This window comes from Mesorhizobium sp. M0293, assembly GCF_040321735.1.
Lineage (GTDB): Bacteria > Pseudomonadota > Alphaproteobacteria > Rhizobiales > Rhizobiaceae > Mesorhizobium.
Map to the genome: position 1 here is coordinate 56,010 of NZ_JAMYSA010000018.1, position 19,869 is coordinate 75,878.

General features: G+C 61.7%; 24 protein-coding genes. 14 read left to right on the forward strand and 10 right to left on the reverse strand.

Going from position 1 to position 19,869, the window contains the following annotated elements; genetic code table 11:
* Positions 1-26 precede the first annotated feature (26 nt).
* Together NKJ06_RS09820 and NKJ06_RS09825 are read left to right on the forward strand one after the other, a co-directional pair.
* Positions 27-1,556, forward strand: a complete 1,530-nt coding sequence (locus tag NKJ06_RS09820; protein ID WP_352809720.1) for a sugar ABC transporter ATP-binding protein — start codon at positions 27-29, stop codon at positions 1,554-1,556.
* Positions 1,553-2,569: an ABC transporter permease gene (locus NKJ06_RS09825; RefSeq protein WP_352633530.1), complete on the forward strand. Its 1,017-nt coding sequence runs from the start codon at positions 1,553-1,555 to the stop codon at positions 2,567-2,569. Before NKJ06_RS09820 ends, NKJ06_RS09825 begins: the two co-directional genes overlap by 4 nt.
* A gap of 62 nt (positions 2,570-2,631) precedes the next feature.
* Here NKJ06_RS09825 and NKJ06_RS09830 read toward each other — a convergent pair whose 3' ends face one another.
* Positions 2,632-3,675, reverse strand: a complete 1,044-nt coding sequence (locus NKJ06_RS09830; RefSeq protein ID WP_352633532.1) for a substrate-binding domain-containing protein — start codon at positions 3,673-3,675, stop codon at positions 2,632-2,634.
* Between NKJ06_RS09830 and NKJ06_RS09835 the strand changes: the two genes are divergently transcribed.
* From NKJ06_RS09835 to NKJ06_RS09860, 6 genes are all read left to right on the forward strand, one after another.
* Positions 3,674-4,015, forward strand: coding sequence for a hypothetical protein (locus NKJ06_RS09835; protein WP_352809721.1), 342 nt, complete (start codon positions 3,674-3,676; stop codon positions 4,013-4,015). The genes NKJ06_RS09830 and NKJ06_RS09835 overlap by 2 nt on opposite strands.
* A 232-nt stretch (positions 4,016-4,247) precedes the next feature.
* Positions 4,248-4,880 (forward strand): PAS domain-containing protein, encoded by a 633-nt coding sequence (locus NKJ06_RS09840; protein WP_352633536.1) that lies wholly within the window; start codon positions 4,248-4,250, stop codon positions 4,878-4,880.
* A gap of 181 nt (positions 4,881-5,061) precedes the next feature.
* Positions 5,062-5,679, forward strand: coding sequence for a PilZ domain-containing protein (locus NKJ06_RS09845; RefSeq protein WP_352633538.1), 618 nt, complete (start codon positions 5,062-5,064; stop codon positions 5,677-5,679).
* A 283-nt stretch (positions 5,680-5,962) separates the two neighbouring features.
* Positions 5,963-6,571: a transglutaminase-like cysteine peptidase gene (locus NKJ06_RS09850; RefSeq protein ID WP_352633540.1), complete on the forward strand. Its 609-nt coding sequence runs from the start codon at positions 5,963-5,965 to the stop codon at positions 6,569-6,571.
* A gap of 494 nt (positions 6,572-7,065) precedes the next feature.
* Positions 7,066-7,506, forward strand: coding sequence for an HNH endonuclease (locus NKJ06_RS09855; RefSeq protein ID WP_352633571.1), 441 nt, complete (start codon positions 7,066-7,068; stop codon positions 7,504-7,506).
* Positions 7,410-7,982 carry an ankyrin repeat domain-containing protein gene (locus NKJ06_RS09860; protein ID WP_352633542.1) on the forward strand — a complete coding sequence of 191 codons (573 nt, stop codon included), beginning with the start codon at positions 7,410-7,412 and terminating at the stop codon, positions 7,980-7,982. The genes NKJ06_RS09855 and NKJ06_RS09860 overlap by 97 nt, the downstream gene beginning before the upstream one ends.
* A 33-nt stretch (positions 7,983-8,015) precedes the next feature.
* On the opposite strand, the gene NKJ06_RS09865 is transcribed toward NKJ06_RS09860, so the two are convergent.
* Both NKJ06_RS09865 and NKJ06_RS09870 read right to left on the reverse strand, forming a co-directional pair.
* Complete coding sequence (locus NKJ06_RS09865; protein WP_352633544.1) at positions 8,016-8,543, reverse strand: gamma carbonic anhydrase family protein; 528 nt, start codon at positions 8,541-8,543, stop codon at positions 8,016-8,018.
* Positions 8,544-8,562: 19 nt separating this feature from the next.
* Entirely contained in the window at positions 8,563-8,904 is a 342-nt protein-coding gene (locus NKJ06_RS09870; RefSeq protein ID WP_352633546.1) for a DUF6949 family protein, read from the reverse strand.
* 125 nt (positions 8,905-9,029) lie between these two features.
* Here NKJ06_RS09870 and NKJ06_RS09875 point away from each other — a divergent pair, with 125 nt between their 5' ends.
* Complete coding sequence (locus NKJ06_RS09875) at positions 9,030-9,755, forward strand: hypothetical protein (protein ID WP_352633548.1); 726 nt, start codon at positions 9,030-9,032, stop codon at positions 9,753-9,755.
* Positions 9,756-9,817: 62 nt separating this feature from the next.
* On the opposite strand, the gene NKJ06_RS09880 is transcribed toward NKJ06_RS09875, so the two are convergent.
* Positions 9,818-10,021 (reverse strand): DUF3126 family protein, encoded by a 204-nt coding sequence (locus tag NKJ06_RS09880; protein WP_013531334.1) that lies wholly within the window; start codon positions 10,019-10,021, stop codon positions 9,818-9,820.
* 150 nt (positions 10,022-10,171) lie between these two features.
* On the reverse strand, positions 10,172-11,020 hold the full coding sequence (gene cysE / locus NKJ06_RS09885) for a serine O-acetyltransferase (RefSeq protein WP_352809722.1): 849 nt from the start codon (positions 11,018-11,020) through the stop codon (positions 10,172-10,174).
* Between the two features lie 147 nt (positions 11,021-11,167).
* On the opposite strand from cysE, the gene NKJ06_RS09890 reads away from it, so the two are divergent.
* Complete coding sequence (locus NKJ06_RS09890) at positions 11,168-11,770, forward strand: HD domain-containing protein (protein ID WP_352633552.1); 603 nt, start codon at positions 11,168-11,170, stop codon at positions 11,768-11,770.
* Between the two features lie 33 nt (positions 11,771-11,803).
* On the opposite strand, the gene NKJ06_RS09895 is transcribed toward NKJ06_RS09890, so the two are convergent.
* From NKJ06_RS09895 to NKJ06_RS09905, 3 genes are all read right to left on the reverse strand, one after another.
* Positions 11,804-12,571, reverse strand: coding sequence for an alpha/beta fold hydrolase (locus NKJ06_RS09895; RefSeq protein WP_352633554.1), 768 nt, complete (start codon positions 12,569-12,571; stop codon positions 11,804-11,806).
* 20 nt (positions 12,572-12,591) lie between these two features.
* Positions 12,592-13,155: a DUF192 domain-containing protein gene (locus NKJ06_RS09900; protein ID WP_352633556.1), complete on the reverse strand. Its 564-nt coding sequence runs from the start codon at positions 13,153-13,155 to the stop codon at positions 12,592-12,594.
* Between the two features lie 151 nt (positions 13,156-13,306).
* On the reverse strand, positions 13,307-13,903 hold the full coding sequence (locus NKJ06_RS09905) for a cold-shock protein (protein ID WP_502905602.1): 597 nt from the start codon (positions 13,901-13,903) through the stop codon (positions 13,307-13,309).
* A gap of 218 nt (positions 13,904-14,121) precedes the next feature.
* Here NKJ06_RS09905 and gloA point away from each other — a divergent pair, with 218 nt between their 5' ends.
* Entirely contained in the window at positions 14,122-14,562 is a 441-nt protein-coding gene (gloA, locus tag NKJ06_RS09910) for a lactoylglutathione lyase (RefSeq protein ID WP_352633560.1), read from the forward strand.
* Positions 14,563-14,692: 130 nt separating this feature from the next.
* Positions 14,693-14,986: a DUF2218 domain-containing protein gene (locus NKJ06_RS09915; RefSeq protein ID WP_352633561.1), complete on the forward strand. Its 294-nt coding sequence runs from the start codon at positions 14,693-14,695 to the stop codon at positions 14,984-14,986.
* A 58-nt stretch (positions 14,987-15,044) separates the two neighbouring features.
* Here NKJ06_RS09915 and NKJ06_RS09920 read toward each other — a convergent pair whose 3' ends face one another.
* Both NKJ06_RS09920 and ilvA read right to left on the reverse strand, forming a co-directional pair.
* On the reverse strand, positions 15,045-15,605 hold the full coding sequence (locus tag NKJ06_RS09920; RefSeq protein ID WP_352633563.1) for a DUF1697 domain-containing protein: 561 nt from the start codon (positions 15,603-15,605) through the stop codon (positions 15,045-15,047).
* Positions 15,602-16,858 (reverse strand): threonine ammonia-lyase IlvA, encoded by a 1,257-nt coding sequence (gene ilvA, locus NKJ06_RS09925; RefSeq protein ID WP_352809724.1) that lies wholly within the window; start codon positions 16,856-16,858, stop codon positions 15,602-15,604. The genes NKJ06_RS09920 and ilvA overlap by 4 nt, the downstream gene beginning before the upstream one ends.
* 455 nt (positions 16,859-17,313) lie before the next feature.
* Between ilvA and NKJ06_RS09930 the strand changes: the two genes are divergently transcribed.
* Positions 17,314-18,387, forward strand: a complete 1,074-nt coding sequence (locus tag NKJ06_RS09930) for an alpha/beta hydrolase (protein ID WP_352633567.1) — start codon at positions 17,314-17,316, stop codon at positions 18,385-18,387.
* A 143-nt stretch (positions 18,388-18,530) separates the two neighbouring features.
* Entirely contained in the window at positions 18,531-19,694 is a 1,164-nt protein-coding gene (locus NKJ06_RS09935) for an alpha/beta hydrolase (protein ID WP_352633568.1), read from the forward strand.
* Positions 19,695-19,869: the final 175 nt, after the last annotated feature.

Consider the following 19,869-nt stretch of genomic DNA (forward strand, 5'->3'; position numbering starts at 1 on the left):
ACCCAATCCTTAACCGGCTGAACCACTTGTCCCTCACCCCCGCCCCCATTGCCGTCGCCGTCGCCGGCATCGAAAAATCCTTTGGCCCGACGCGTGCGCTCGCCAGAGCCGATCTTGCCGTGGCAGCCGGGGAGGTAGTGGCGCTGATGGGCGCCAATGGCGCCGGCAAATCGACGCTGGTGAAAATCCTTTCAGGCTCGCATGTACCCGACGCCGGAACGATCACGCTGGGCGACAGGATCGTCGCCTTCGCCTCACCCAGCGCCGCCAAGGCTGCCGGCATAGCGACCGTTCATCAAGCGACGGATCAGGCGGGGGCTGCCGGAATGACGGTCGCCGAGAATCTCCTGCTCGATGAACTTTGCCAGCCAGGCGGCCGCTTCTTCGTCTCGGCCCGGTCGATCCGCAGGCGCGCACGCGCCATCGCGGCGCTGATCGATCTCGACCTGCCGCTCGACCGTGACTTCGTCGACCTGCGGCCGGCGGAACGGCAATTGATCGCCATTGCCCGCGCCGTCGTGGCCAAGGCCTCCGTCCTCATCCTCGACGAGCCGACATCCAGCCTCTCGGCCACGGAGGCGGACCGCCTTTTCGCCATCATCCGGCGGCTGCGCGCGGACGGCATGGCAATCCTCTATATCTCGCACAGGCTTGGCGACCTTGCCGCAATCGCCGACCGCGCCGTCGTCATGCGCGGCGGTCGTATCGTCGGCGCCTTTGCCAGGCCGATCGATTTCCCGGCTGCCGTTGCAGCCATGATCGGCCGGACCCTGGAAGCCGCCACCCATGACCGCAAGATGTCGGCGGCCCCAATTATCGCTTCCATCAAGGGCGCGCGGCTGATTCCCGGTGCGAGGCCTTTCGATCTCGATCTGCACTCAGGCGAGGTCGTGGCGCTGACCGGCACGCTTGGCTCGGGCAAGAGCCGATTGCTGCGCGCGCTTTTTGGTTTGGAAACACTGGCGCAGGGCAGCTTCGTGCTCGATGGAAAACCGTGGCTTTCCAACGGACCCGCGCGATCGATCGAAAACGGCGTCTTCATGGTCGCCGAAGATCGCTGGGCATCGTCGCTTCTGCCACCCGAGGTCCCCGGCGCCTCGATTGCCGGCACGATCGCCCTGCCGCATCTGAGGCGCTGGTTTCCGGGCGGCCTGCTGCGGGTCGCGCGCGAGCGCAAAGTCGCCGCAGAGGCGATCGCCCGGCTCGGTATCAAGGCGCGCGGACCCGACGACACGCTCGATGAACTTTCCGGCGGCAACCAGCAGAAGGTCGTGCTCGCCCGCTGGCAAGCGGCACCTTGCCGGCTGCTGTTGCTCGACGAGCCTTTCCGGGGCGTCGACGTCGGCGCGCGTGCCGACCTGATCGCCGCGATCCGCAACAGCCAGAGCGATTCCGCCACGCTGATCGCTACAAGCGACACCGAAGAGGCGCTGGAGGTTGCCGACCGCATCCTCGTCATGCGCGATCACTCCCTTCACGAGGCCGGCGACGGCCATGGCTCGCTGACCGACCAGATCGGCAAGGTCGAGAGCAAAAAGGCCGGAGATCATCGATGACGAACCCGACGACAGTCCAGCAGGCCGCCCCGCGCACATCGCTTTTCCGCGAAACGCGCCGCTACGCGCTCTTCGTGCTGCTGGCACTGATGGTGATTGGCTTCTGGTATGCGCAGCCCGCCTTCATCCGCTCGGCCAACCTGTTTTCTATCCTGCAGGCGGTTTCGGTCGTGGCGATCCTCGGCGTTGGGGTCTCGATCACGATGTCGGCCGATGGCTTCGATCTCTCCGTGGGCAGCATCGCCGCCTCGTCGGTGATGGCGGCAAGCTATGCCATGGTCGTCTGGCAACTGGATGCGGTCCAGACCATGGGTCTGGTCTTGCTGATGGGCGCTTTCATCGGCCTCCTGAACGGACTGCTGATTGTCCGCGTCGGCGTCCCCGATCTTCTCGCCACGCTGGCGACGATGTTCCTGCTCGCCGGCCTGCAGCTGATCCCGACAGGCGGCCGCTCGATCACCGCCGGCATGGTGCTGCCCGACGGGTCGTCCGTTCCCGGTGCTTACGATCCGGCTTTCCTGATCCTCGGCCGGTCGCGGCTGTTCGACACCGTACCTCTGTCTGTCGTGGTCATGGCGGTCGTCGCCCTGCTCGCCTGGTTCCTGATGGAGCGCACGCGCTGGGGGCGCGTCTTTTATGCGATCGGCGGCAACGAAACGGCCGCGCATCTTTCCGGCGCGCCGACCAAGGCATATCGGCTCTGGGCCTATATCCTGTCCGGCACGCTGGCTTCGTTGGGAGGGCTGATCGTCGCTTCGCGTGTTGGCCGCGGCGACGTCTCGGCCGGCAACTCGCTCCTGCTCGATGCGGTGGCGGCCTCGCTGATCGGGTATGCCGTGCTCGACAAGCGTCGCCCGCATGTGATCGGCACTGTGGCCGGCGCGATCTTCGTCGGCGTCCTCCTGAACGGCCTCACCATGCTGAACGCGCCCTATTACACGCAGGATTTCGTCAAGGGCGTCGTGCTGGTTGGCGCTCTGGCGCTGACCTTCGGCCTGGGAAAGAAACGATAGTCCACACCGGCACAGGCGTTATCTCCCCTCCTTCGCGGCGAAACGAGGGAGGGGAGAAAAGGTCAGTTGGTGGGGATCCAGCTTGCGGTCGCTGCGTCGCTCTGACCAAAAGCGGGCAGCTTGGCGTCGAGATCCTCGATCGTCTTGATGCCGTTCTTGCGCAACTCCTCCTGTGTCAGCAAGACCGGCTTGACGACGATGTTGTGCCCCGGATCCTCCCCCGCGATCAGCTTTGCCGCCGCGCGAACCGAAACCGCGCCGACGACAGCCGGATTGGTGGCCGCGGTGGCGACCCATGGGCTTCCTTCCGCCGTGATTTCGGTGATATCGGCCGTCGACACATCGGCCGAATAGATCTTCACCTTGTTCGAGATGCCGAGTTCGTCGGTGGCGAGTTTCACCCCGCGCGCGAACTCGTCATAAGGGGCAAAGACGACACTGATGTCGGGATTGGCCTGGAACGCCGCCTTGGTCTGGTCGGCTGTAGACACAGCGGTCGTGTCGTTGACAGTTCCCCAGCGTGCTTTCTCGACAACGCCGGGATTGGCCTTCTTGGTCTCCTCCCAGATTTCGTTGCGGCGGTCGAGCGGCGCGAAACCGGCAACGTAGACATAGCCGGCCTGAAACGTGGTGCCGTTATCCTTGAGTGCCTGGCCAAGGGAGGCTTTGGCAAGCTCGTGATCCGACTGCTCGACCTGCGGGATTTTCGGGTTGCCGAGATCGACGTCGAACGCGACGACCTTGATGCCCGCGTCGAGTGCCTTCTGCGCGACATCCTTCAACGCTTCCGGCTGGCCATGATCGATGATGATCGCCTGCACGCCGAGATTGATCGCCTGTTCGATCTGGTCACGCTGTGCTGCCGCATCCTGCCGACCGGAAAAGACGGTGAGACCGATATCGAGCGCTTTCGCCTGTTTTGTGGCGCCGGCCTGATAGGCCTGGAAGAAATCGCCGGCGGAGATGAAGGTGACGAGTGCCACTTTCACGCCGCCCTTGTCGAAAGGCGCGGGAGCGCCCGCAATTCCGGCAGCTTGAGCCAACCCGGCCGGAATGGTGCAGGCGAGCAGGCTGGCGGTGATCAGTCCAAGAATGGAAGTCTTCATGAAGGTCCCCAGAAAAAACGCGCCAGCAAGACACGTCTCCGGACCGCGGAACCGCCGCCGTCGCGTCTTGAGGAACGAATTCGCGAGAGTACAGCGGCAACGGAACCATTCGGAACGCAGATTTTTCTCTTTCGAAGCGCGTCGTTGGCAAATGTTGCCGCTGGGCCTCGCGATCGGCGATGCCGTGTTGTCGACTATCGGGATGATTGCCGGCACTGCCGGCAAGCAGAAATGCCCGCCCGCCATTAACCCCGAATCGCCAGGCGCGAATCAAAAAAATAAGCCGTTCAAAGTTTCCCTTGAACGGCCGGTCGAGCCCCCTGCTCCCCTAAAACTCTGACTGAAGTGCTGCCGATCGTCGCGAAACGACCGCTTCTGGAGTGGTTTTTGTGTGCCACGGGGCTCACCTCGATGCAACGTAAACCACTTGTTAACCTTAACGGCCCCGACCCGTGAACAAGTGTTAACGACGCTGGCACGCTTCCTGCTCCGCAACGCATGTAGGTCATCGGAGGGCGCCCTTCTGTTCACCGATGGGACATCAGACGACAGATTGCGCGGAGCAGCATAGCATGAACCAGAATGGATCGATCACGCTGTTCCACTATTGGAATCGCCTGCGTGACGGACGCCCTGCCCCGAAGCGTTCGGAGGTCGAGCCGGCCGACATCAAGTCGCTGCTGGCCGACACGTTTATCCTGGAACGGGACACGCGCGGGCAAGCCGTATTCCGGCTCGCCGGCACAAGGCTTTGCGCCTGCTATGGCCGCGAGCTCAAGGGGTTTTCCTTTCCGTCGCTGTGGCGCGAGAAGGATCAGCGGCTCGTCTCGCGGCTGATCCATGGCGTCTTCGAGCAGAAGTCGGTTGTGCTCATCACCTATGAGGGCTTCAGCCGCAACGGGCGCTCCAACAAGTTCGAACTGCTTGCCCTGCCGCTGGACGGCGGCGTCGAAAATCCGCGCTGCCTGGGTGTCATCAGCGCCGTGGAGAAGCCCTTCTGGCTGGGCGCCGACCCGATCACCGACGCGTTGATCGATTCGATCCGCGTCATCGACCCGGAAAAGGAACTCCTCAACAATCGTCCGGCGATCGATGTTCCCTCGCTCGTTCCCGATGAACTCGGGGCACCCGAGACGATCTCGGCGCTTGGTCGGGCGCGCCGCATCCGCCATCTCGTCGTCTTCGATGGCGGGCGCGAGGAATAATCCGCGCTCTCGCGGCTTGATGCATGGCGCCGAAAGGCGCGCAGCGGTTTTGGGACAACGACATGCATAAAAGGAAAGCCCTGAAGCGCCCGCTTTTCCCTTTGTTAACCCGCTTTGTTGTACTTCTTTGATGAAGTTCCTCGCATCGACGCGTGGGATGCCAAACGGGGTGTAGGCAGTCATGAGGTCAGCGGCGATCGACTATGCGCCGTCCCAAGCTGAAAGGCGCAACTTTCAGCGCGTCCGTGTCAAGATTTACGGGCGCTTCATGCTGGAAGACCGCACCGAGCACCCCTGCCAGGTCGTCGACATGTCACCGGGCAATGTCGCGTTTCGCACCGACCGCATCGGCATGCCCGGCGAAAAAGTCATCGCCTACATCGATCATATCGGCCGCATCGAAGGCGTCGTCACGCGCACCTTGCAGGACGGTTTCGCGATGACCGTCATCGCGTCGGATCGCAAGAAGGACAAGCTTGCCGCGCAATTGACCTGGCTTGCCAACAAGCATGAACTCGACCTGCCGGAAGACCGTCGCCACGAGCGCGTCGCGCCGCGCAATCCGACCAGCGTGCTGCAGCTCACCGACGGCCGCCAGTATCAGTGCCGCATCATCGACCTGTCGCTTTCCGGCGCCGCGGTCGAGATCGACGTCAAGCCGGCGATCGGCATCCAGGTCATGCTCGGCACCATGCGCGGCCAGATCGTCCGCCATTTCGAGGATGGCGTCGCCATCGAATTCGCCGTCATCCAGCGCCCCGAAACGCTCGATTCCGAATTCAACGCGCCGCGCGCCTAACAAGGCATCAACGCTTTCATGAAACCGGCCCTTTGCGGCCGGTTTTTTGCGTTCACGACATCGCTGATTGAGATGCTTCAGCCAAGACTGAGCCCCTTGCTTGCAAGGCCTGCATGACATCGAGCTGGAAGGGCCAGCTTCGGAAACCCCAAATAATTTAATACTCAAATGATTCAAATTTTATGTTTATTCTACTGGCGTTTTACTCAATATCTACTTCGCGCTTTTGCCTCAAATAAATCCACATGTGGCAATGTCTCCTTCGAACGGGGAGACTACAACAATGAAGAAAACGAGGGGCAAGCTGTTGCTGGCGGCAATGGCGATGCAGCTTTCCGCTTGGGGATCAGCATATGCCGCGGGACCGGCCTATATGCACACCGGCGGACGCACCACGCAGCCTGTCGGCCATTATGAATTCTGCCAGCGCATAGCCGGCGAATGCAGCGAAAAGACCCCCAAGGGCGCGCCGGTCGAACTGACCCGCAAACTGTGGGCTGCGATCGTCAACATCAACAATTCGGTCAACACCCGCATCAAGCCGCGCACCGACATGGAAAACTACGGTGTCGAGGAATACTGGGCCTATCCCGACAATGGCTATGGCGATTGCGAGGATTACGCGCTGGAAAAGCGTCGCGAATTGATGGCTGCGGGCGTGCCCGCCGGCAACCTGCTGATGACGGTCGCGCGCCAACCGAATGGCGACGGTCACGCGGTGCTGACCGTGCGCACCAGCCTGGGCGAATTCATCCTCGACAATCTGGAAACCAAGGTCCTGTCCTGGACGGACACCGACTACACCTATCTCAAGCGCCAGTCTGACCAGAATTCCGGTGTTTGGGTAACGATCAACGACGGCCGCTCCGACGCGGTCGCCAGCGTCCGCTAAAACAGAGATCAAGCGCGTCGCGTGATGCGACCCGCTTAAAGGAGAAACCCGGTCGAGTCCCCACCCTCCCCGTCCCCAACGACCGGGTGAAAGGAGCCGGCCCCGTCCCCGGGCCGGCTCCGCCATTTCTGGATCACCTATAGAAATCTCGGTAACGGAGATCGAGTTGATCGGCACCAAGTTTTGAGGTATTAAAAACCTGTGGAGACGGTCTATTGTCCGTCTGGAAACCATCGTTGGTTGCCGTACGGATGTTGATCACAAGATCATCATCTACTGCTGAAATACTGCGGAGTGGCACTCTAGAGGGTGCTGTCTCGTGCGAGGGATCTCCCTTCCGAATGAGGGGCAATCTTTTACAGGGTTGCTGCACATCCGCTTCATGTTGATGAAGCAAAAGGATGTGCGGAATGGGAAAATCAGACAAACTTGCAACAATGAGAACTGCGCTCGCCAACAAACAAGACTGGCGATGCTTTTATTGCAGGTTTCCGATGTGGGACCGCAACGCAACAGAGTTTTCAGAGCGCCATAACATTCCCGCTGGATTGGCGAAGCGCTTCCAATGCACCGCAGAGCATCTGAACCCACGGATGAACGGAGGCCAAGACAGACTCGATAACCTTGTTGCGGCATGCAAATTTTGCAATCAAACCCGGCATCGAATGGATGAGCCGTTGCCGTGGCTCGAATATCTGCAACACGTCCGAAAACGAACGGCGGCTGGAAAATGGCATCCGCTCGTGTGTTACATCGGTATCGTCGCGTCTCACCGGCTTTCAAATGCCGATCGATCGCTGCAGTATGAGCGATCAATTGCCACCTCTGGATCACCGCGATGTTGGAAATCCCGGAAGATCGATGCGAGCGCCATCGTCTGTTCAAGGCGATCGACGATGCCTTCAAGGCCGGCGATTTCGAAGGCCTCGGCGTAGCCCTGGGTGGCTCGCCCCGCTGGTTCGACGAGCGCATGCCGTTTGAGCTCGGCCTCGGCCATCCGCTGGAATATGCGATCTATTGGAGCCCCGTCGGTTTCATCTCGACCTTGCTGGATGCCGGCTCGGATCCGAACTATCAGGATCACGGCGGGTTTCCGTCCATCATCGCGGCGCTGTCCACCGACCGGGCCGACAGGCTGGACATCGTGCGGATATTGATCGACGGCGGAGCCGATCCCAACATGCGGGGTGTGAACGATTGGACGCCGCTTCACTATTCGGTGGCAATCCGCAGTGTCGATGCGATCCGCTTGCTTTTGGCGGCGGGCGCCGACCCGGCACTCGAAACCCGCATCGATGACTACAGGACGGCTGTGGAAGAGGCCCAGATTGCCGGTTTTGAAGCAGGTGCTTCATTGCTGCACGATGCGATGACCGGGTATGGTTCCAACGGTGAGTTGGGCCGCGATTAAGACGGTCGGCGACAGATATAGGCCAAACTGGCCTCAGGCCTTCTTCAACCCCGCCTTGAAGCGCTTGCTGTTGGCAACGTAGTGCGCGGCCGAGCCGCGCAGTCTGGCGACGGCCGCGTCGTCCAGCACCCTGATTGCCTTGGCAGGCGAGCCGACGATCAGCGAATTGTCCGGAAATTCCTTGCCTTCGGTGACCAGCGCACCAGCGCCGACCAGCGAATTCCTGCCGATTTTCGCGCCGTTCAGCACGATGGCGCCCATGCCGATCAGGCTATTGTCGCCGATCGTGCAGCCATGCAGCAAGGCGCGGTGGCCGATGGTGCAGCCCTCCCCGATCGACAGCGGAAAGCCGGGATCGGTGTGCATCACCGTATGTTCCTGCACATTGGTGTCGGCACCGATGACGATGGGCTCATTGTCGCCGCGAATGACGGCGCCGAACCAGATGCCGGCGTTGCGGCCAACGCGCACGTCGCCGATCAGCGTGGCATCGGGCGCGATCCAGTTGGTTTCCGCATCCGCGAAGCTGGGCTGTGTTCCATCGATCGCATAAAGCGGCATTTCTGGTCTCCGAATCGTCTCAGGCTGGCCAGTCGGACCCTAGGAGACGGATCGTCCATGAGGCAATGGCAAGCACGACGACGCCCAGCGCCAGGACCCAGGCGATCGCCGTGCAGCCGCAGGACATCAGCGCTATCATCGAAATGCGGCGCTCGCGCCGGGCATCGATAGCATCGTTGACCAGCATGAAGGGCCCGGCACATGCGGTGGCGAGAAGCGAGCGCAAGACATGTGACGGCGACACATAGGGTTCGGTGAAGGCGACCTTGCGGCCCGACACCAGTTCCATGGCCGATCCGGCCAACCCGCAGGCCGTCAGTCCGAAGGCAAAAGCGAAGAGTGTGAGTTCCAGCGGTCCCATCTTAACTTTCCATTTACCATGAAATTGCACAGTCGTTCCATGAAGGCTGCAAGAGCCATGCCGTGCGACGTGTGCCGCCTAGGGACACCGGAGGCGGACGGGCGGCCCGGGATCCGAGGACTGAGATGAAGCAGGCAACGCTCACCAACGAACTCACCGTGGTCGATTCCAGGCTGATGAAGCGGGTGCTCTACGGGTTCGCCGCGCTGGCCCTGCTGTCGGTGGCGATCAGCCTTGGCGGCAAATGGTTCGGCCATTCGATCGCCATGGCCGGATACACCGACGACGCAACGGTTCACCAGGTGGTGATCGGCAACAACGTCATCGCCGTGCCGGCCAACACCATCCGCTTCGCCCAGGCCCGGCGCGACGGCATCGCCTCGCGGCTCGACCTCTATCTGCGCTATCCCCAGATGGACGGCTACAGCGAGGCCGCGCGCGACGACTTCAACCACACGGGGACAGCCAAGAACATCATCTTCCTGTCCTTCGAACAGCAGATGATGTCGCGTGACATGAGTGGCCGCTTCGCGCCGATCTACAGCGCGTTGATCACCCAACCCGGCATTGCGGGGCCCGGCGGCACGACGGTGTACGGTTTCAATGAGAAATCAGGCTATTTGAACGAGGTGCTGGTTGTCGGCAAGCACCCCGGCAAGGACCCGTTCGTGGCCCGTTGCCTGAGCGGACCGAGTGCCGACGAATCGCTGGCACCCTGCGAGCGCGACATCCAGGTCGGCGACGAACTCAGCCTCACCTATCGCTTCCCAAGAGAGTTTCTGGGTGATTGGCAGGCGCTTGACGCGGCAATCGCCACTGAAGCCGGGCACGTTCTGAAGGCGGGACGTTAAGAACGCCTCAAGGCCCCGGCTGGCCGGCCGCATGGAGTCGGCCGACCGCAAGATTTGCTGGCTCAGGCCAGATCGATGTCGAGAATCGCCATCGAAAAATTGTAGTCGCCGTCGTCCTCGTCCTTGAAGACGATGCCGAGGAATTCGTCGCCGACATAGACCTCGGCCGAATCGTCCTTGCGCGGCCGTGCCTTGACCTCGAGCTTGGGGTTCTGGAAGACGCGCTTGAAATAGGCGTCCAGCTTTCTGATTTCGTCCGGCTTCAACAGTCTTCTCCGATCATCGGGCTTGCTCGTTCGAACGCGCTTCTGGCACGTCGACAATGGCGATGTAAAGGCAAGCGGCCTGATAAGACGAGACAACCGCCGCTCATGCCCGCGGCCGGACTCCGGCAGCAGGCGGCGGCCTTGTGAAAATCAGATGTCGAAGCTGACGACCTGATCCATCGTCTGCGACGGCAGAAGCTGGTCCATCTGGCGCGACGGCTGATCGCCGCCGGTCTCGCCGACGACGCGGGCCGGCACGCCGGCAACCGTCTTGTTGTGCGGCACTGGCGACAGCACCACCGAGCCTGCCGCGATCTTCGAGCAGTGGCCGATTTCGATGTTGCCGAGGATCTTGGCGCCGGCGCCGATCAGCACGCCGTAGCGGATCTTGGGATGACGGTCGCCGCCGGCCTTGCCGGTACCGCCCAGTGTTACGCCATGCAAGATCGACACATCGTCCTCGATGACCGCCGTCTCGCCGACCACAAGGCCGGTGGCGTGGTCGATGAAGATGCCCTTGCCGATGCGCGCGGCCGGGTTGATGTCGGTCTGGAAGACCGAGGAAGAGCGGCTCTGCAGATAGAGGGCGAAATCCTTGCGGCCCTGGTTCCACAGCCAATGCGCCAGCCGATGGGTCTGGATGGCATGAAAACCCTTGAAATAGAGCACTGGCATAATGAAGCGGTCGCAGGCAGGATCGCGATCGTAATAAGCCTGGATGTCGACGCGCACGGTCGTCGGCCAGTCCTTGTCGTCGGCCAACATGGATTTGAACGTCTGGCGGATGAGATCGGAGCCGATGTCCTGGTGGGCCAGCCGCTCGGCCAGCCGATGGATCACCGCTTCCTCCAGGCTGTCCTGGTTGAGGATGGTCGAGTAGAGGAATGCGGCGAGCAGCGGGTCGCGGTTGACAGCCTCCATCGCCTCATCGCGGATCGAGCGCCAGATCGGGTCGACCGGCTTCAATGCGCTATGTCGGGAAATGCTGATGCTGTTCATCGCCGTCTCGTCCTGCGCCCTGCCGGGCTTGCCTGTTGTGCTTGCCTGCTGTCCGGCCGCACATATAAGCCAGATCATAGCACGATTGAACTCAATTTTCCTTAGTGCATTGTCAAATGGATTTGGTTCGCGGGAATTCAAGCAGCCATGGAAAACGAACCCTTGATCGACGACGCTCTGAAGAGCGAACTTTCAGCGCTCTACCGGGCACCAGGCCGCCACTACCACAACCTTGCCCATATCGAGGCGATGTTGGCGCTGGCAGGTGACTATCGAGGGTCGCTCGGCGATCTCGAAGCCGTCGAAGCGGCGATCTGGTTCCACGATGCCATCTATGACAGCAAGGCCAAGGACAACGAGGCGCGAAGTGCCCACCTCGCCGAAAAGAAGCTGGCGGGCCGCGCGGATCGTTCGCGCCTCAACCGCATCTCGGCGATGATCGTCGCCACCGCCACACACCAGGTGCCGCCGTTTGACGACGCGAAGAGCACACGGGACGCAAGTCTCTTCCTCGATATGGATCTGTCGATCCTGGGTGCCGCGCCGGAAGCCTTCGACGCCTATGAGCGCGCCGTGCGGCGCGAGTACGCTTGGGTGGAGGAGCCGATGTGGCGGGCCGGGCGCAGTGCGGTGCTGAAGAATTTCCTCGCCCGCCCACACATTTTCCACACCGAAGAGTTTCGCCGGCGCTTCGAACCGCAAGCCCGGAAAAACATTGCGCGGTCCCTGGCGGCCCTCGCTACCGGCTGAGGGCAGTCATATCCCGCTCCCCTCGCCGTTCGCTCAGAGCGGATTTTCGGCATAGAACTCCAGCACGCGCTGCTTGAAGGTCTTGTCCCCGACGGCCAGCATATGGTCCCGGCCCTCGATGTGAAAGGCCTTGGCGTTCGGCATCAAGGCCGCGAGTTCATCGGGCGAGCCGCCAATGTCGTCGGTCGTGCCGACAGCAACCAGCGTCGGCTGGGCGATGCGGGCAATATCGTCCTCGCTCAACAGTTCGCGCGATTTGGCGATGCAAGCGGCCAATGCACGGCGATCGCTGCGGGTCTGGTCGGCGAAGGCGCGAAACGATCGGCCGCGCGGATGGCTTGTCGCGGCCGGATCATCGGCTAGCAGGGCGGCGGCGATCGGATCCCAATCGCCGACACCGTCGATCATGCCGATGCCGAGGCCGCCAAAGACCAGCGTTGCCACCTTGTCCGGATCCGACAGCGCCAGGAACGCCGCGATGCGCGCGCCCATCGAATAGCCCATGACATGGGCGCGCTCGATGCCGAGATGGCCGAGCAAGGCGGCGGCATCCGAAGCCATCTTGGCCGGCGTGTAATCGGCCTCCTCATAGCTCTTCGACGACGAACCATGGCCGCGATTGTCAAAGGCGATGGCGCGGTAACCGGCATCGTTCAGCGTCTTGAACCAGCCGGGCGACACCCAATTGACATAGTGGCTCGAAGCGAAGCCGTGGATCATGAGCACCGGATCGCCCTCGCCCGATGCCGGCTGGCGGTCGAGGAAAGCAAGGTCGAAACCGTCATGGGTGAAAAGCTGCATCAGCGAACCAGCCTGACCACTCAACCACCGCCGCTATTGGGCGCATCGCCATTGTCGGCGGGCAGCATGCCCGGGCCGGACACCGTGCCCACGGCCGGATGGCGCAACAGGTCGCCATACTCGATGCCGTTCCTGGCGGCAGTGCCGGCCTTGAGCTCGAGCACGAAGCGCACGGGGACACCGGGCGAAACTACGGCGTCGGATTGCGGCTCGCCGTGCTTGATCGCCCGGATCTTTCCGTCCTGGCCGACAAAGACCAGATCGAGCGCCATCGGGGTGTTGTGCATCCAGAAATTGACCTGCTGCGGCATCTCGAACACGAACAGCATGCCGTGGTCGTCCGGCATGTCCTGGCGATACATCAAACCGGCTTCGCGCTCCGGATCGGTGTCGGCGATTTCGATGGAAAAAGAGCGATCGCCGCCTTTCGTCACCACAACCAGTGGCGCCGGATCGACCGGGAGAATCATCGCCCGGCTGTCCGCCGAGGTCGGCCGGTCGGAATAGAAGAAAACGCCTGCGGCGACGATGACGGCGATCACGGCGCACATCACGCTCGCCGTCAGCCAGTTCCTGTGAGCCATTCAAAATCCTCGACCGGGAAATCGTCCTAGACCATGATCCCGAAAAGTGGAACCGGTTTTCTCAGACAAACGGAAACCGCTTGTCCAGAGATCATGGTCAAACAAGGAGGAAATAGAGCCCCATCCCGATGCTATCGGGATGGATCAGGCTCTAGTGCGAGACCGGCAAGGTCCCCATATCGGGGTGAATTTCGGCGGCCATAAGGCCTTTATCGCCGCGTCCGAAACGAACCAGCACGACCTGCCCAGGCCGAAGCTCGGTGATGCCATACCGGCGCAAGGTCTCCATGTGGACGAAGATGTCCTCGGTGCCCTCGCCGCGGGTAAGAAAACCAAAACCCTTGGTGCGGTTGAACCATTTCACCAAAGCGCGTTCGAGACCGCTTTCCGGCGTCACCGCGATATGGGTGCGCTGCTCCTGCATCTCGGCCGGGTGAACCGCGGTGGTAAGATCCATGGAGAGCACCCGGAAGGCCTGCAATCCGCGGTCGCCATGCTTGACGAGGCAGACCACGCGCGCGCCCTCCAAGGCCGTCTGAAAGCCATCCTTTCGAAGACATGTCACATGGAGGAGGATGTCGCCCGAAATGCCATCATCCGGGAGGATGAAACCATAGCCCTTGGCCACATCGAACCACTTGATGGCGCCGGCAATTTCGAGCAGGCCGGCGGTGTCGCCGCCTTCGTCACGCTGCAAGGCGTCGCCAAGGGGTCCGTCCCGCCCCATGAAAGAGGCCTTTTCCCCCATAAGAATGCCCCCTCTTTTTCAAGAACACCGCAACTGATTCTTGACACCAGATTAACACCGCGGCTTCCCGTGTGTGCAAGACCTGACGTGCCTTTTTTCACGGTTCATTGCGGGAATACCGGATTTGTTCTTTGCCGGCATTGCGCACTGCCGCACGATTGCCCTTTGACGGGGCCGACCCTATGTTGCACCGCAACGCAATTTATCGAGGAAATCACATGCGCTACCTCCATACCATGGTCCGCGTCGCCGACGTCGATGCCTCGCTCGATTTCTACTGCAACAAGCTCGGCCTCAAGGAGGTGCGCCGCTACGAAAACGAGCAGGGCCGCTTCACGCTGATCTTCCTCGCCGCATCGGAAGACGAGCAAAGCGGCATCGCCAACAAGGCGCCGCTAATCGAACTGACCTACAATTGGGATCCGGAAGACTACAAGGGCGGGCGCAATTTCGGCCACCTCGCCTATGAGGTCGACGACATCTACGCCACTTGCCAGCATCTGATGGACAATGGCGTCGTCATCAACCGGCCGCCGCGCGACGGCAATATGGCTTTCGTCAAGTCGCCGGACGGCATCTCAATCGAGCTTTTGCAGAAGGGACCGGCTAAGCCCAAGGCCGAGCCCTGGGCCTCGATGCCGAACACCGGTACCTGGTAGCGATCACGCCATCTTGAGTGGGGCGGCCATGCTGACAAGCCGGCCGCCTTTGCCGTTTTGATCGACGGCACCTATCTACCTGCCTATCGCGCCTGCCGGTAAGGCCGGCGCTTGCCAGGAGAATTCATTCATGCCGACCAGCCGTGCCGATGTCGCCACCGAACATGCAAGCCGCTACCTGCAGCAATTGTGCAAGCATTGGGCGCACAAATTTCCGGTCGAGTTCGATCCCGCCCATGGCACCATCGATCTCTCAATGGGCCGTACAGTTCTGGACGCAGACGCGGGCGCCCTTCATATCGCGGTGACGACTGACGAGGGCGGCTCGCTCGAGCGCCTGGAAAGCGTCGTCGCCGATCACATCAAGCGCTTTGCTTTCCGCGAAGAACTGACCTTCGACTGGAAACCCGCGCCGGCGGCGTAAGTGATTATTTGAGCATGACCTTTTCCGAAAACCGGCATCCACTTTTCAGGATCATGCTTCACTTCCCACCGGCCTGAGCGGCCATCTCCAGCAGCGCCCGCACCGAGCGCCAGTTGCGCGCGGTACCCGGCACTTTCAGCGTGCGCGGGATCAGCCCGGCAAACACCGATTTGCCCAGTCCGTCCGGCGCGCTGAGGTAGAGCACGTCGCCCTTGATCTCGAAGCGTTCGGGCCCGGTGCACTTTTCGGCCAGCCGCGCCACCTCGTCGGCGGTCGGCTCGCGCTCCAGCACATAGGCGTGCAGCTTCGTGTGGTCCGCAGCCACGTCTGGATAGGGATTTTCGTTCACCAGCCGCTCGAACCATGAGAGATCGCGTACCATGATGCGCGAATAAAAACCCCATTTCTTCTCGAAGGCTGCTTCGATCTGTTTCGTCAGCGTGACCGCATCGCCCTTTTTCGCCCGGAACACGGCATTTCCGCTCTGCACATAGGTGGCGACATCGGAAAAGCCGAGATCCTCGAAGAACGACCGCAACTCCGCCATCCTGACGATGCGGTTGCCGCCGACATTGATGCCGGAAAACAGCGCGACGAAGATTTTTCCGGCACCACTCATATGATGAACCCGGCCAATGTCTCGTTGTCGGTGATGTCCTGGTACTGGACGCCTTCGGCCTCGAAATTCGCCTTGAGCAGGTCGAAATTGCGGCGGTCCTTGGTTTCGATGCCGATCAGCACCGAACCGAAATTGCGCGCCGATTTCTTCAGATATTCGAAACGGGCGATGTCGTCGTCGGGCCCGAGCATTTCGAGGAAGTCGCGCAGCGCGCCCGGCCGCTGCGGAAAGCGGATGATGAAGTATTTCTTCAGCCCCTCGAAGCGCAGCGCCCGCTCCTTGACGTCCGGTAGTCGCTCGAAATCGAAATTACCGCCCGAAACCACGGCAACGATGGTCTTGCCCCTAATCTCCTTCCTGGAGAAATCCTTCAGCGCATCGATCGCCAGCGCGCCGGCCGGCTCCAGCACGACGCCCTCGACGTTGAGCATCTCGATCATGGTGGCGCAGAGCCGGTTTTCCGGGATCAGCCGCACCGTATCGGCCGGAAAATCCTTGAGATGCCGCAACGGCTCGCGGCCGATTTCGGCCACCGCCGCGCCGTCGACGAAATTGTCGACCTTGGCGAGTTTGAGCCGTTTTCCCGCAGCGAGGCTCTCGCGCAGGCTCGGCGCGCCGGCCGGCTCGCAGAAGACGAAGCGCGCTTCCCGGCCCTGCTCGGCGAAATAATGCGTGACACCGGCGGCAAGCCCGCCACCGCCAACCGGCAGCATGATGATGTCGGGCATGCGGGCGCCCGGCATTTGGTCCGCGATCTCATAGGCAACGGTCGCCTGCCCCTCGATAATGTCCTTGTGGTCGAAGGGCGGCACCATGTGGGCGCCGGAACTTTCGGTGAATTCGAAGGCAGCGCGATAGCAATCGTCGAAAAAGTCGCCGACCAGCCGGATCTCGACGAAATCACCGCCGAACAGCCTGGTCTTGTCGATCTTCTGCTGCGGTGTCGTCACCGGCATGAACACCACGCCCTTCTTGCCGAAATGGCGGCAGACGAAAGCAAAGCCCTGCGCATGGTTGCCCGCGGACGCGCACACGAACAGTTCGGCCTCGTTGCCCGCCGCCAGCGTCTTGCGGAAGAAATTGAAGGCGCCGCGGATCTTGTAGGAACGCACCGGCGACAGGTCCTCGCGCTTGAGCAGCACCCGCGCGCTGGTCTTTTTCGACAAATAATCGTTTTCCTGCAGCGGCGTTTCCGGGAAGATCTGACGGATCGCGGCAGCAGCGGCAGCGACGCGGGAAGAAAAACTGTTCATTGGAAAACCACCTCGCGCCGCATGTCGTCCGCGGACCTCTATCATTGGTTGGGCCGCGCACCGTCAGCTGTTGAACGCCGTGACATGATGCAGCTCGATCCCGCCTATTGCATATCCGGCCTCGCGACGCCATCGTCCCGCCATTCCTGTCCTTTCGCAACGGGAATTCACGAAAGTCTTGCAAGCACTTGGAGGCGTTTGTTCATGCTTTCCGCAGCGGTTGGCTAGAAATCCATGTCCTTACCGGAATCGGCGCGTCGACGGTGGATGTCGCTCATTGCACGCACCAGGGGGGCGTTCCTCCCGCCATTTTGGCTTTCGCGCAACAGTGCGGTGGCCGCAGCCGCGCGCTGATCACATTTCGACTGGACACGACTTAGTTCCGCCGCACTCTCACTGTCCGGGAGGTGTCGCGGGGGTAGATAGGCCTTTCGGCCGGAGTTGGAATTTCAAGCGTGCCTTTGAAGAAGATCTTTACCGTTGTCCTTGCCTTGTTCGTCACCGGCTGCGCCGGCTCGCAAACACAGGAACTGCTGGGTAGCGCCATGGTGTCCGCCCCGGTGACGGAGATCGCCGGCAACCACAGCATCTTCATCACCACGACGCGCAAGAAATCCGACGATCCAAACAAGGTTTTCGACGGCGAACGCTCGGCGACGCTTAACTACGCCCGCGTCAACGTCACCGTTCCGGGGATCCATGAGACCGGCCAGATCGAGCGGCGCTCGCGCGGCAAGTCGGACGACCCGGCCAAATATTTCATGGCTTCCGAAGTCGTCGGCTACGACACGCAGCCGAAATTCTCCAGTGCCCTCAACGCCGACATCGCGGCGCGTGGCGGCCGCGTCATGGTCTTCGTGCATGGCTACAACACCGGCTTCGACGCCGCCGTCTATCGCCTGACCCAGATTGTCCATGATTCCGGCTATCCCGGCACGCCCGTGCTGTTTTCCTGGGCATCGGGCGCCAGGACCACCGACTATGTCTACGACAAGGAAAGCGCCAGTGCTGCCCGCGACCAGCTGGAAGTGACTCTCAGGATGCTGCAGCAGTCGGGCGCCCGGCGCATCGACATCGTCGCCCATTCAATGGGAACCTGGGTGACCATGGAAACGCTGCGCCAGATGGCCATCAGCGGCGACCGCGATCTCGGCGGCAAGCTTGGCGACGTGGTGCTGGCCTCGCCCGACATCGATGTCGACGTGTTCAAGAGCCAGATGCGGCGCTATGGCAAGCCCGACAAGCCGTTCATCCTGCTGTTGTCCGACGACGACCGCGCACTGAGGCTCTCCGGCCTGATCGCCGGTTCGCGGCCGCGCGTCGGCGACTACAAGGATGCCGCCGATCTTGCCTCCTACGGCGTGACGGTCGTCGACCTCTCCAAGGTCAAGGGAAGCGACAGCTTCAACCACACGAAATTCGCCGACAATCCAATGCTGGTGAAGATGATCGGCCAGCGGCTGCGCGAGGATGACGGCTTTGCCAGCGACCGTGACGTGACCGACCGCATCGGCCTGCTTGGGCAATAAATGCGGTGCCGCGGTTTTAACCGTGCCTGTTCACCATTGCGGACGCATGGACTCTTTTTGAACTGGACCGCGCCGGCCTCTGGCTTTATCGGAATAGCCAGCGACGTCATGCGTTTGACGTCCCCCTTTGCGGGAGCCAGCGTGTGACCGTGCGGTCGAAGAGCTACCTCGTCGTTGCATTCGCGCTCGCCGTCACCGGCTGCGCCGGCCGGAATGCGCATGACCTGCTCAACAGGACGACGGTCTCGGCGCCCGCTTCTGATATCGCGGCCACACATGAGATCTTCGTCGCCACGACCCGCCAGAAGGCAACAAAGGATCCACGGCAGGTGTATGACGGCGATCGCTCGCTGACCACCAGCTTTGCCCGTGTCGACGTCACCGTTCCGAAAAGCCATCAGGTCGGCGCCATCGAACGGGCCAAGGGATCCGCAAACAGCAATCCGGCCAAGGATTTTACCGCCAAAGACGTCACCTTCTACGAAGGCGCGCCGCAATTCGCCAAGGCGGTCGGCGCCGACATCGCCATGCGCGGCGATCGTGCGCTGGTTTTCGTGCACGGCTTCAACAACGGCTTCGATGACGGCATCTACCGGCTGACGCAGATCGCGCACGACACGAAATATCCCGGCACGCCGGTGCTGTTCTCGTGGGCGTCGAGCGGCAAGACCACCGGTTACATCTACGACAAGGAAAGCGCCAACGCGGCGCGCGACGACCTCGAGGCGACGCTCAGGATACTGGCCAAGACCAAGGTCAAGAGCATCGACATCATCGCGCATTCGATGGGAACCTGGGTGACCATGGAGGCGCTGCGCCAGCTCGCCATCACCGGCGATCGCGATCTCGACGGCAAGCTCGGCTATGTTATCCTGGCCTCGCCGGATATCGATGTCGACGTGTTCAAGAAGCAGATGATCCGCTACGGCAAACCCGACAAGCCGTTCGCCATTCTGCTCTCCGGCGACGACCGCGCGCTCAAGCTTTCGTCCCTGATCTCCGGCGACAAGCCGCGTGTCGGCGACTACGGGAACGCCGCCGACCTTGCCAGCTATGGCGTGTCTGTCGTCGACCTTACTCAGGCAAAGGGTGGCGACCGCCTCAACCACGCCAAATTCGCCGACAACCCGATCATGGTGCAATTGCTCGGCGACCGGCTGCGCGCACCGGCGGGCCTCGCATCGGACGAACCCGGCCCGACACAGCTCAACAATATCGGTCAAGGGCTCGGCAAAGCCGTCGGCTCGGTCGCCGAGATCGTCATCACCACGCCGTTCAAGGTTCTGACCATCGCCACCGGCGGGTGAGCTAGCCACCAGCTAGGATTGGTCGAGATTCAGGTCAGGCCGAGCCGAAAATGGTGGTTTCCGAGAACCGGAGCGGAGCGTACTTAAGTACGTGTTGGGGTGGACGGCCCCCGACGGCATCATGATGTGCCAGAATGAGGTCGTTACAGATCTCAAGCAAGGGAGACCGTCCGTG